Genomic DNA, 13,441 nt, shown 5'->3' on the forward strand with positions numbered 1-13,441 from the left:
GGATGCGAATCAATCCGACCCGGGCAGCGTCCACGAACTAAACTGTTCTTTTGGGTACTTTTGGAACGCCAAAAGTATCTGGGGCGCGTGCACCAGATGCCGCAGAAATCAATAAACTCATTGCGCACCAAATTACTTTCCTCAATTTTTATATCCCAGCCTCCGGCTCCCAAATTTGACGCACAATGACGTTTTTTGGTTTCAGAGGCTTCTGAGCTCTGTGCGCCAGTTCATCTTTCAGAGATGAAAGACGAACCAGAAAATCTTTTTTTGTTTGGTGTAGTTACACGTTGTCCAGAACCGACTTTTACGGGCATCCTGCCCGGAAAAGCCTAATCATTCTTCCATGAATGATTTTCTTGGTTGAGTGGTTGATTTGCGTGCGGTGAAACATGCTTAAAAAGTCAATTTGGTCACTGAACTCAGGGTGAAAAATCATGGACGATTTTTCAGGATTGCTTGAGCAGGATGCGAATCAATCCGACCCTGATTACGTGCGCTGAACTCAAACCCTAGGCATTTTGGGGTACTTTTTCTGCCGTGAAAAAGTACCTGGGGCGCAGTCGGAGATGCTAACGAAATCGAGGAAAGTGATTGCGTCCCAAACTCAGCATCATCCTTTTACTTTTCCAGCCATCGGCGTTGCAGTTTGACACACAATCTCGTTTTTCGGTTTCAGAGGCATCGAAAAAGCTATCTGGGTCGCTGTCTGAGATGCGATTGAAATCGGGGGCAGTGATTACCAGACTGCTACACGCTATCACCCGTTTAATGCTGTTGAAACTCTGGATACTGTTGCAAAAACTGAACAATATCAAATGGCTTTAACCCACTGTTTTGTTGGTGCCAATTTAATAGTTTAGTGACATCGATATTTGCAAAGGTTTTTTCGAATTCAGCCCCTCGGTAAACCCGAGCAGAAGAAAACCATTCTTTGAGAGCGTTTTCATCTTTTGATTCTGCGGTGTAAGCTAACATCGCTGACTCATATTGCTTTTGCTCTTCCCCAAAACAATTCATATCTGCAAGGTAAGCAAGATAACTCGCGACAGCGTACTTCTCTTTTTTAGATAATTGAATAAACCACTGCTCATCAATCTTAGGGAGTTTTTCTTCGATGCTGTCGCAGTATTCCATTTTATTTTCCAAAACCGAATACGACGCTATCATTTGGTTTTTTAGATAGTTATCCCAGCTTTGTGCAAGTGAGTGAAAAGAGATCGCCCCGCAGAAGATGAGTAATAAAAGTTTACAGCGCATTAGCAATACATCTCCAAAATTTATATTCTTTACCCATAGAAAATAAGGACATTTCATCCGCTATTTTTTCCAGTTGGGCTCTTCTTATTTTACCGACATTTTTTACTGAATCCGCAAATAATTGCCAATCATAGGTTGTTACGTTGTATCCGAGGCTGCCAATCGTAATAGACATATATGTATCTCTACCCGCAAAAATTTGATAGATAGGAACACCCACAAGTAGTTTTTCAAGGACATTTGACATATCGATGATTTTATTCATTTTGCTGATTGCATCAATTGTCCGAGGTGTGGGTTTGAAGCCCTCGATTTTACAAAAGTCTCCCTTAACATGAGACACAGACATGAAATAGCCCTATCAATTGGAGTTGGAATTATTTTTATATTAAACAAGTTGCAAATCTAATGAAGCCTATTCACTATTTTTTGGGGTCAAAGTCTCATCATGTTCAGTGATACATCATACAACAGCGCAGGCCACAGGTAGCCGTAGCTACCTGTGAACAACATCACTTAGCCGCCATAACTGTCGAAGCGGCTGAGGGCTTGAGATAGCTACCGACAATAAAGGCCACCAAACCGAGGATCAATGTCGGTACAATTGGATGAATCCCACCGAGATCGGGCTTGAATGCCACCAGCGAAATATAACTTGCCAAACCGACCACCATGCTGCTCAGAGCGCCTGTTGCCGAGGCTTTCGACCAATATAACCCCAGCACTAACGGCCAGAGAAAGACGGCTTGCAAACCACCTAAAGCCATCAGATTCAGCCAGATGATCATATCCGGCGGGTGGGTGGCGGCTAAAAAGACCAGCAACGCAAAAATCGCGGTCACCCAGACGGAAAGACGGCTGAGTTTGCGCTCTCCCTGATCTTCATCCAGCATTCTGGGATTGATATAGTTGAGATACAGGTCTTTCAGCAGCGTTGCAGAAGCCTGAATCAGTTGTGAGTCAATCGTGGACATAATCGCAGCCATGGGGCCGGCGAGAAAAATCCCTGCAACCATCGGTGGCAGTACCGTCATCATCAGTGTCGGCATGATTTGGTCCGGGCTGGCAACTTCCGGCACAATTGCCCGGCCAAGCGCCCCGGCCAAATGCGTGCCGAACATCAGTAAAGCCATCATAATGGTACTGATGACAATCCCTTTATGTAATGAAGCGCTATCTTTGTAAGACATACACCGCACTGCTGCGTGAGGCAAACCGATCACCCCGAAGCAGACTAATACCCAGAAACTGAGAATAAACGGCTGATTGAGAAAATGGTCCGGCCCGTACGGAGTGACTAACGCCGGGTCAATGTCATGTAGCCGAGTGATTAATTCACCGATACCGTGGCCGGCATGGAGCACGCCCCAAAGCAATACGAATGTCCCGATCAGCATCATAATGCCCTGAACGGTATCGGTCAGGACCACCGCCCGGAAGCCACCGATGGTGGTATATAACCCGACCGTACAGGCGAACAGCAACAGACCTTGATGATAAGACAAGCCGGTGACGGTCTGGAGTAGCCGCGCACCACCGACGAACTGAACCACCATGGTGCCGAAAAAGGCGAGTAGCAGCGTGAGTGAAGCAATGATGACCACGGTGCGACTCTGAAAACGGGCAAACAAAATGTCATTGAGCGTCACCGCATTGTGGCGTCTGGCTTCCATCGCAAATTTTTTCCCCAGTACACCTAAGGTCAGCCAAGTTGCGGGCAATTGAATCATTGCCAGTAACACCCAGCCCAGCCCCATTTTATAGGCCGCACCCGGTCCGCCGATAAAGCTACTGGCACTGGCATACGTCGCTGCCAGTGTCATGGCGAGGACAAACCCGCCCAGACTACGACTGCCGATAAAATATTCACTGAGAAATTGCCCCGGCCGATGGTGTCGTCTTGTCAGCATGGCCAGCGCAAAGACCGCGGCAAGGTAGATGAGTAAAGGGATAATCAGTTGACTATTCATGATGATGATTCTGTTGTGAAGTGTTGGTCTGAGATGATTTCAGTGTGTTTGGGTCTGATTCCAAAACGTCTTCTGCTGTGGATAGAGAGAAATTACGGTAGACATATTTCACCATCAGAGCACACAAGAATGTAAAAAGCACCGGGCCGACAACACAAGAAAGTAGAAACCATAATGGCATTCCCCAATAAAGTTCAGGTAATGCCTGAGATTCAGGCGCTGGAGAGAAGCCGTAAGCCGTGGCATACCACCAGATAAAATATCCCAGTGCCAGTGCAATTGCCCATAAAGCTTCACGATGTGCCTGACGATAAGACTCGGTCTGTTGATTCATCGGCTATGATTCTCCCTGTTCCTGTCATCTTAAAAGACTATTCGGATTGAAATCATTCAGTTGAAAATAATTTCTGTCTCTGAATTTGGTTGGCGATGATACCAGAATGCAGGCCATGAAGGTAAGTTGAGAATATTGGTCATGACGGTTAATTTGTGCTGCTCTTTGGGGAAAGAACCATGTTGGACAGCACTCAGCGGTGATCAGACGATTTGTCAATGTTGTGGGGGAACAGATTGCCAGTTATATCAATAATATGAGTATCATTTCACGTAATTTATGATTAATTTTTGTGTTTGACACAGCTTCTGACCATATTTTTCCTATGTTTGGGGAAATATTTCGGGGGGGATTTCTCGCCAAGCATTTCGTTTCAGCCTGATGATGAGGGGTTGCTCCGATGTATATTCAATGGTTGCGCCGTTGAATACCAACCCGCGAAGTGCATGGCTTTTTTCTCCCTGAAATTCGAGTCCCTTGATCAAGGAGATACATTCCATGTTTTTGAATCCCTTCTCTCTGAGCCGACGTTGGTTGAGACGATCTCAAGGCTTGCTTGCAATGATTTGTCCGCTGTTCTTGCTTTGCTATGTACCGGTGATACAAGCCGATGGCGTGGTGCACAGCGATACCGGTAGCAAAAGGATTATCTTGAGTAACTCTTATGCGGGCAGTGATTTTCGTAAAGTCATGGTGCAGAACTGGAAAGAAGTTGCATCTACGGCGCAGCAAAAGCGGCTGATCAAAGATGCACCGGTGATCAGTGCAAATAATTCAGTTACAGAACAGGCGCAGCAAATCCAGAATATGATCATGGAAGGTTATGATGCCATCGTGATTCTGGCGGGTTCAGATACCGCATTAAGGGGCTTGGTTCATGATGCCTGTCAGGCCGGTGTTGTGGTCGTGATTCTTGCCAGTAAAGTTAATGACCCTTGTGTTTATGAGGTCAACTACGACTGGGATGAGATGGGACGAGCAGAGATCGAGTATGTGGCCGAACGGCTGCAAGGAAAAGGTAATTTATTGGAAATTCGGGGCATTGCCGGAGATGCGACCGATGATGATATCAGTGCCGGGCTGCATAAAGCCGCGCAACAGTATCCGGGCCTGAAAATCGTGCATACCGTTTATGGTCAATGGACCAATTCAGTGGCGAAAAAAGAAGTGGCATTAGCTCTGCCGACACTACCGGAAATCGACGCTGTGATTGATCAGGGCGGAGATGGTTATGGGGCAGCGATGGCTTTTAAAGAGGCTGGTCGGCCTTTACCGATTATTGTGATGGGTAATCGGCAGAATGAATTGGCATTCTGGCAGCAAGAGCGGGATAAACATGGTTATGAGACATTCTCCATTTCAGCGAGTCCCAGTATTTCACAGGTCGGTTTTTGGGTGGCACAGCAAATTTTAGCCGGAAAGGAAGTGCCGAAGATCGTCAAGGTCCCTTTAGTGACGATTCATAGTGACGAGCTGGATGCATGGCTTGAGAAAATGCCAGTCGGTGGTGCGGCAAACCCGTCATATTCTCAGCAAGATGTCGCGAAAATGATCGATGCTTCATTGCATTAGTAACCATGTGGATGTGATTTTATGCTGAAAATCAGGTCATTTGAGCACTGGTCAATTACTACCAAGATTACCGTATCGGTGATTTTGTTGGTCTTTCTCAATCTCGGGGTTTCAGCGGTCCACTTCTATAGTTTGACTCAGTTGAAAAAGTCAGTGGAAATGATTAGTTACGCTTCGGCGGTGATGGTTTCCGTCAATGATGCAGCAGAACGGGTTGAACTTTTTATCTCTTCCCATGAGCCCGACCGTCTGAACGAAGTCAAAACGATTATCGAAGAGAATGTTAAAACGCTCGCTCATCTGGATTTGAGTGAATTGGATAGTGTTCATGCAGAAGAAGTCTCTGCACTGAAAAGACGAATGCGCTACTTCTCCAATACGGTCGACATTTTAGGGTTAGCGACTGACATGATGAATACCGAAACCAGCAATATGACGCGTCAGCAGACGCAATTGCAAAGCGTCGCAACTGCGATTGAAACCGATCTGATGCAACGACGGGAGCAGCTTGAGCAACGGATGAGTTTGCAGGATGACGGGACAGATAAGATGCTCCGAGTCCACCAGATTATCCAGAGCCTTCGTGGGGGACTGCATAAAATCTCATCGGTGCTGTTGCCGAATACGAATGGGGATATTGAGCAGTCGCTCAGCGAAATCAGACGTGCTTTGCAAGCGATGTTTCCGGTTGTCAATATGCTCAAAGAAAATGATGTTCAGGCGGGGTGGTTAAGTGCGATTGAACAACTGGAACAGACATTTATTCTTACCCAACAAGATATTCAGGCACTGAAGGATACCCCATCAGAGCGTCGGGGTGTTTATACACAAATGTTGGTCCATCTTCAAACCATTGAACAACTGATCAATCAGCTTGAAAGTCGAGTGTCTGCACGAGAAGGGGAACTGGATCAGATGATGGATCACCTCAGGACTGAGCTGGGATTACTACAAAACTCGGTCAATGTTTCCAGACGGTTCACGGAGCGGGTCGCTTATTTAGAAGCCAAAACATTGACTTTTCTGCTGAATTCAACAGATGACGAGGCCGCTCTCGTCCATGAAACATTGGATCAATTGAGTCATTACTCGCGCATTTTGCCGTCGGTGAATATTTCGGAGTCATCTCTGAACGCAGCGGTGACCGTCAATGCGTTGATTGATGGTTACCGGGATGCGTTTATTCGGTTTCGACAGGCTAATTATGCGTTGTCCCGGGTTCACATGAAAGTTCGTGAAGAAGCAGACCGGGCATCATCACTGGTCTCTCAATTTGCCAAAGAGCAGCAAGTTGCAGCGGATAAGCATAATGCATGGAGTGAGCTGTCGGGGACGATTGTTGGTGGCATCACGGCATTGACAGCGCTGTTTATTGCTTGGTCAACGTCGCGTTTGATTGCCCGCCCGATTGTCTCTCTGGCCGCAGTGATGCGTCAGTTGGCGGCGGGTGAGCTTGATGTCAATATTACGGGCGTGAGGCGTCAGGATGAAGTTGGCACTATGTCTCGTGCCGTGAAAGTCTTTCAGGAAAATGCGGTGAAAGTCCGGGCAATGGAAGCAGAAGCGGAATCGGAACGACAACAGATCATGGCACAACTGGAGCAGCGGGTTGTTGAACGGACGGAAGACTTACAGCATAAAACCGAGCAGTTGGAAGCCCAGGCGCGTGAACTGGATCGTGCGCGTATTCAGGCAGAAGCCGCCACCCATTCTAAATCCGTTTTTCTGGCGAATATGAGCCATGAACTGAGAACACCATTAAATGCCATTCTCGGTTATGCGCAATTGATTCACCGGGCACCTGAATTAAACGAACAGCAAAAAGACGGACTGAATACCATTATCCAGAGTGGTCATCATTTACTGACCTTGATTAATGACCTGTTGGATTTGTCGAAGATTGAAGCCGGGCGGATGGACATGACACCGGAGGCTGTTGATCTATCGCGGTGTTTTCAGAGTGTACTTGAGATTATTCGGATTAAAGCTGCGGAGAAAGGTTTAACGCTCAAACTTCAGGTGATGCCTCAAACGCTGCCTTGGGTTTTTCTGGATGAAAAACGGCTGCGGCAGGTATTGCTGAATTTGTTAGGTAATGCCGTGAAGTATACCGACACAGGACATATCTACCTCAACGTGATTGCTGAACCCATTGATAGGGAAGCATCCGTTCGGGTGACTTTCTCGGTCGAAGATAGTGGGATTGGGATTGATCCCGAGATGCAGGATATTATTTTTCGTCCTTTTGAACGTGTCGGTGATAAAAAACGCCGGATCATCGGGACGGGGCTTGGCCTTGCGATTAGCCAGCAACTGGTCAAGCAGATGGGCGGAGAGATTCAGGTCAAAAGCCAAGCCGGAGTGGGGAGTCTGTTTTTCTTTACGCTGGATTTGCCTGTGGTGACGGAGAAGGGCGAGCAGGAAGTTCGTTCCGGTCAAGAACATATTATTGGCTATGAAGGCAGCCGGAAGCAAATTCTGATTGTTGATGATGTGCTGGAGAATCGCATGTTACTGGTTGATTTATTGACTGACATTGGATTTGAAACCTGTGAAGCCACCGAGGGGCAGGAGGGGGTTGAGCAAGCGACGGCGAAGCGTCCGGATTTGATTTTGATGGATATTGTGATGCCGGTGATGGACGGGCTGGAAGCGACGCGGCGTATTCGACTTATTCCAGAGTTGGCGGCGATACCGATCTTGATTGTTTCTGCCAGCGCATCGCAAACCGAGTTTACTCAGGGAAAAGAGGCCGGGGCCAGTGGTTTTGTGAGCAAACCGATTGATCGGCACCAGTTACTGATTCAGATCGGTGAGCAGTTGGATCTCACATGGCGTGTTGATGAGCGGACATCAGAATTGGAAGCATCACCAAAGGTGTCCGATACTTCAGAATGGGTCGTGCCACCAAAAACGCAATTAGAGGAACTTCATCATTTGGCACTGATCGGCAATATGCGCCATATCCGTGATTGGAGTGAGAGTTTGCAAACTGAAGACGCTCGTTATCATGCTTTTGCTATGCATTTGATTGATATGACGAAGTCGTTCCAATCCCGGGCGATATTGTTATTGGTCAATGAGTTGTTGGAAAGGAAATCTGCTATATGAGTATCGTAGAGAATTCGACATTGAAACAGCAAGACCAAGTCATCTTGATCATCGATGATACCCCTGCCAACTTGGGCGTATTAGTGGATGAACTTGATGGCCGGCATTTTCAGGTTTTGATCGCGGAAGACGGAGAAGAGGGATTACAGCGGGCTGATTATGTGGTGCCGGATTTGATCTTACTGGATGTGATGATGCCGGGGATGAATGGCTTTGAAGTCTGTACGCTGTTGAAAAAAAATAATAAAACGTGCCATATCCCGGTGATTTTTATGACGGCGTTGAGTGATGTAACCGACAAAGTGAAGGGGTTTGAGGTCGGTGGTGTGGATTACATTACCAAGCCTTTTCAGATCGAAGAAGTTGTATCTCGGATTAAGCTTCACTTGTCTCTGTGTCATATGCAGCAGCGGTTAACGGAAAAAAACCAGCAATTGGTGGAAGAAAGCCAAGTTCGTCAACAAGCGCAAGGGGCACTAAATCAAATTTTACAAGAACAGCAACGTTTACTGGAACATTCCGGGGTCGGGATTGCATTTTTACAGCAGCGACGGATTGTCAGGTGTAATCAAAAATTTGCGACCCTGTTTGAGCAGACGATCGACACTTTGAGTGATTTACCACTCGAATCGCTTTATTCGGCTGAATATCATGATGATTACATTCATCAAGCTGCGCGTCAGTCGCTCGTTCAGCAAGGTGAGTATGTTTTAGATATTCGCTATCAGTGTCGTAATGGGCGATGTTTCTGGGGAGAGACAATTCTGACCGCGATTGATCGGGACGACCTCTCTAAAGGGGAAATTTTAGTCATACATGATATTGATCAGCGCAAACGAACAGAGGTGCTGAACATCGGCCAAGGGCAATTGTTTGAAATGATGGTCACTGGCTCGGCACTGGATGACATTCTCAACCGTTTGATTCAATTGATTGAAGCACATCAAATAACGACGTTGGGCGCGATATTTTTGAAAAACCACGATCGGTTAACGTTGCGCACCGCGCCCGGACTGCCGGACATGTTTGCCACACAGTATGAGACATTATTTCCCGAAGGCGAACTTGTGACGGAATCATCCAGTCCGAATAGTGAGTCTGTGATACGGGAACAGGCCGTCTGGTGTGAGGACCCACTGGCACCGGCACCCGGATGGGAAGCCTATGGCTCGTTACTGGATCTGTTTGGGATTCAAGCTTGTTATACCGTACCGATGGTCACTTCTCAGGGCGATATTTTAGGTACGCTAACACTTTATTTCCTTGAAAAATATCAAATGAATCAAGTGGATATTTCATTTGTGGATATGGTAACCCGCATTGCGGGTATTGCGATTGAACGTCAATATAATGAAGAGCGGATTCAATATCTGGCACATCACGATACATTGACGGAATTACCGAATCGAACATTATTCGATGATCGTCTCAATCAAGGACTGTTATGGGCGCAGCGCTATGGCCGGAAAGTTTCGGTGGTTCTGATTGATTTGGACCATTTCAAAATGATTAATGACAGTTTAGGTCACAGTTGCGGAGATGCATTATTACAAATTATTGCCAAGCGCATGACGGCCTGCATCAGGAAAACAGATACGTTGGCTCGTTTGGGGGGCGATGAATTTGTCTTGATTTTGTATAACGCTGACCCGATTGAGCTGGTCCTCAATCGGATTAAAGAGACGATTGCCCAACCCATAGACATTGCTGATCACGAAATTCGTATGACCAGTAGTATCGGGTTTGCTAACTATCCTGATGATGGTGAGACTGCAGAAGTCCTGTTAAGAAATGCCGATGTTGCCATGTATCATGTCAAAGAACAGGGACGGAATAGTTTTCAGCATTATAGCCTTAAGATGGGGCATGAGCTTCAGGAACGGATGGTGCTTCAGGAAAACCTTCGCCATGCATTAGATAATCAAGAGTTCATTCTGCACTATCAGCCCCAATATTGTTTTCATACGCAGCGGGTTGTTGGGGTTGAAGCGCTATTGCGCTGGCAGCACCCTGAATTCGGTATGGTACCGCCGATGCGTTTTATCGAGTTAGCGGAAACGACAGGGCTGATTGTTCCGATCGGTGATTGGGTGTTGCAGACCGCATGTAAACAGAATAAAGCTTGGCAAGATGCCGGTATTGAGGGGCTCTGCGTGGCCGTGAACGTCTCGGCGCGTCAATTCCATGAACAAGACCTACCGGATCGTGTGGCTGCCGCTTTAGAAGTGAGTGGGCTAGAAGCCCGTTACCTGGAGCTGGAAATTACGGAAAGTGTGGTGATGCAAAATCCGCAAGAAGCCGTTGAAATTATGCAAAAAATCAACCGCATGGGGGTTCAGCTTTCGATTGACGATTTTGGGACGGGTTACTCCAGCCTCAGTGCGTTGAAAAATTTTCCGGTCCATCGCCTGAAAATTGATCGCGCTTTTGTTATGGATCTGCCGGATAACCCTGAAGGATGCAGCATTGCACAAGCAGTGATTGCGTTAGGCCATAACCTAGGACTGAATGTCATCGCTGAGGGGGTTGAAGATGATCGGCAGTTGGCGTTCTTACATCAGCACCAATGTGATGAAATTCAGGGGTATTACTTTTGTCGTCCTGAGCCGGTTGATCGTTGTGAAGCGTTTTTGCTGTCTCGTCCCCGTCCACTGAATTTGTTGGATTGATAAATGACGTGGTGAATGCAACAAATCTAATGGTATTCAGTGAGGTTCCTTCTGTAATGTTTTAGGAATAATGATAATTCAATTATTTATCATTTAAATTCAAGAATAAATGAAGTGGCTCACTGTATTTTTATGTTTATCGTTACGCGATCAAATTTTCGAATACTTTTGCTTTATTTTTGTTACATTCTTTGGAAAATTATCAAACTTTTTCTATGATTTTGTTAAGTCATTGTATGAAAATCACCCAAGTGGTTTTGGGTTCAGAATGTCTTCCAATCACTTCTGAGTCGTATCGTACAGTCACTTGGGGAAATCAAAAAATCAATATAATAATCAGAGCATTACCCCTTGAGAGTTTTTTATGAATTATAACAACATAAAGAAATTGAGTCAGTTGAGCGCGCAACAATGGAATTTAATCTTATTTATCCTGCAATTGCCTTTCTTCGCCTATTTTGTTTCACAGCAGCTTTGGTGGTGGACCGGAGGACAAATCCTGTTTAGTGCCGTTGTGTATCTGACGTTGCAATCATTTCATCGTTTACTGATGATAACCCAGAATGCTGCGATTGAGCTGTCTGAAGGTGACTTGCGGGTCAGAATTAAAACTGAGCGTGAAGGTGCGCATCCGCTGTATCGTTCTTTCAATCGAATTGGTGAAGATGTTTCAAGAACGGTTGGGGCACTGGGGGCGACCTCTGCGGCATTGCTCAACGTTGCTGAATCAGTAAAAAAAGATTCGCAACTGTCGAAAACCGGTGCTTTACAGCAAAGGAATGATATTGAACAGGCGGCAGAAATCGTCGGGAACTTGGTTGAGACGACCCGGCAAGTTGCTCACTTTACCGAGATTTCGTCTGGTTATGCCAATGAAGCGAAGACACAGGCTGATGAAGGCTGTCGCGGGATGACACAACTGGAACATGCGTTACATACAGCCAGTGAGCAAATTGAGACATCGCATCAGCATATTAATACACTGGAGTCGGAAAGTGTCAGTATTGGGCAGGTGATCAGCACCATTAGTGAGATTGCGGAGCAGACCAATTTGCTGGCATTGAATGCCGCGATAGAAGCCGCCCGGGCCGGGGAACAGGGACGTGGCTTTGCTGTTGTTGCTGATGAAGTCAGAACCCTCGCAACACGAACGCAAACGGCAACCAATGATATCCATGTGCGGATTGAGGCATTGCGTACAAGTATTAATACCGTGGTTGAGGCGATGCAGAAAAACAGTGAATGCATGAATGAGTCGATGGGAGTTGTCGAACAGACCAGCCAGTCTTTCTCGCAGTTACTAGAGAAGATCGCAGAGATTAAAGGGCAAAGTAGTCAAATCACGACGTCTTTGGATGCGCAGGTCAATGCAACGGTCGATTTAGAACATTGTTTGTCGGAAATCTCTGTCGTGGCAAAAGAGAATGTCAGAGCGACACAAGAAACACTGATGGCGAGTGTCACAGTGCAAAATATATCCGGTGAAATTAATTCGCTCTTACATCGCTTTGCGATTGATAGTCGCCAGTTGGAAACCGAAGACAAGCAAAGGAATAAGTTAATCGAGTGGGGGCCATCGCTTGATTTAAATATTAAGGAAATTAATCGTCAGCATCAGACTTTAGTCCATCTGATTAATGAGTTAAATCATTTATTGAATAACGGTTATGGACTGTCTTCGATTAAACGGGTGGTACAAAGCTTGATTGACTATACAGCGAACCACTTTCAGTATGAGGAAACGCTGTTTGAACAATTCGGCTATGTGCATGAGCATGAGCACGTCGGGGCTCACCATCGTTTAGTCGAGCAGGTACTTGATTTCCAGAAGCGTGTCGAAAATGGTGAAAACATTGGTAAGGAGCTGATGGCGTTCCTTGAAGATTGGTTAACATTACATATTCAGAAAGAAGATAAACAATACGTTGAATGTTTCCATGAGCATGGTGTGAATTGAAGATGAGGGGCTCTGACTGGCGCCCTGACAATATAGCAGAGATAAAAATATCCCTTCAGAGACGGATCATCTGAAGGGATGAGAAAAAAGAAAGAATTTTGAGCGGGTCAGACGCGCTGGCTGATCAAACGATGGCTAACAGAATACTGCCAATTGTTGCCGCTGCGGAAAGATATTGCCCCGCAGAGTATGAGCCGTCATCTTCCTCTTCTAATTTTTTAGGATGTTCCATTCCCAGAGCACCATAAGTAAATGATTCGACTTTATCACCCACACTTTTATCTTCACTCGCTTTGTTTTCTTTGTCGATTTCTTTCAGTGCGGCAAGTAAAGCTTTCCCTTCGTCGGATAAAATGACTTTGTTCTGCTCAACTTTGGTCGATTCATTGGTTTTATTTGGCGCACCCTGAGCTGCCGGTGCAATTTGTTTTGCTTTAACCGACTGAGGTGAATACAAAGTTGTAGATCCTGTTGCTTTTACTGGGTCCATAACATTCTCCTGCCCATCTCCTTATATGTTAACGGAGGTTGAAGGAAAAACTTGAGTTATTTTTTCTCAAAGTTTTTC

The 13,441-nt window shown here is 46.0% G+C and carries 8 protein-coding genes and 1 pseudogene; 4 read left to right on the top strand and 5 right to left on the bottom strand.

The genetic code is table 11. The features are described from left to right. Positions 1–768: 768 nt before the first annotated feature. The 4 genes and pseudogenes from BSQ33_RS14420 to BSQ33_RS14435 all read right to left on the bottom strand — a co-directional run. Positions 769–1,317 (bottom strand): hypothetical protein, encoded by a 549-nt coding sequence (locus BSQ33_RS14420; protein ID WP_198298111.1) that lies wholly within the window; start codon positions 1,315–1,317, stop codon positions 769–771. Beyond that, positions 1,250–1,609, bottom strand: coding sequence for a hypothetical protein (locus BSQ33_RS14425; RefSeq protein ID WP_088134382.1), 360 nt, complete (start codon positions 1,607–1,609; stop codon positions 1,250–1,252). Before BSQ33_RS14425 ends, BSQ33_RS14420 begins: the two co-directional genes overlap by 68 nt. 163 nt (positions 1,610–1,772) lie before the next feature. Next, positions 1,773–3,230 (bottom strand): sodium/pantothenate symporter, encoded by a 1,458-nt coding sequence (panF, locus tag BSQ33_RS14430; protein WP_088134383.1) that lies wholly within the window; start codon positions 3,228–3,230, stop codon positions 1,773–1,775. Positions 3,231–3,297: 67 nt separating this feature from the next. After that, positions 3,298–3,564 (bottom strand): annotated as a pseudogene (locus BSQ33_RS14435) (YhdT family protein); the annotation flags it as partial. A gap of 498 nt (positions 3,565–4,062) precedes the next feature. Here BSQ33_RS14435 and BSQ33_RS14440 point away from each other — a divergent pair. The 4 genes from BSQ33_RS14440 (at position 4,063) to BSQ33_RS14455 (ending at position 12,873) form a co-directional block, all read left to right on the top strand. Further along, positions 4,063–5,136 carry an ABC transporter substrate-binding protein gene (locus BSQ33_RS14440; protein ID WP_088134385.1) on the top strand — a complete coding sequence of 358 codons (1,074 nt, stop codon included), beginning with the start codon at positions 4,063–4,065 and terminating at the stop codon, positions 5,134–5,136. A gap of 21 nt (positions 5,137–5,157) precedes the next feature. Further along, positions 5,158–8,247 (top strand): ATP-binding protein, encoded by a 3,090-nt coding sequence (locus tag BSQ33_RS14445; protein WP_088134386.1) that lies wholly within the window; start codon positions 5,158–5,160, stop codon positions 8,245–8,247. Then, on the top strand, positions 8,244–10,916 hold the full coding sequence (locus BSQ33_RS14450; protein WP_088134387.1) for an EAL domain-containing protein: 2,673 nt from the start codon (positions 8,244–8,246) through the stop codon (positions 10,914–10,916). The genes BSQ33_RS14445 and BSQ33_RS14450 overlap by 4 nt, the downstream gene beginning before the upstream one ends. A gap of 364 nt (positions 10,917–11,280) precedes the next feature. After that, positions 11,281–12,873 carry a bacteriohemerythrin gene (locus tag BSQ33_RS14455; RefSeq protein ID WP_088134388.1) on the top strand — a complete coding sequence of 531 codons (1,593 nt, stop codon included), beginning with the start codon at positions 11,281–11,283 and terminating at the stop codon, positions 12,871–12,873. A 124-nt stretch (positions 12,874–12,997) separates the two neighbouring features. On the opposite strand, the gene BSQ33_RS14460 is transcribed toward BSQ33_RS14455, so the two are convergent. Beyond that, entirely contained in the window at positions 12,998–13,363 is a 366-nt protein-coding gene (locus tag BSQ33_RS14460; protein ID WP_021020017.1) for a hypothetical protein, read from the bottom strand. Positions 13,364–13,441: the final 78 nt, after the last annotated feature.

Source organism: Vibrio gazogenes (assembly GCF_002196515.1).
GTDB lineage: Bacteria > Pseudomonadota > Gammaproteobacteria > Enterobacterales > Vibrionaceae > Vibrio > Vibrio gazogenes_A.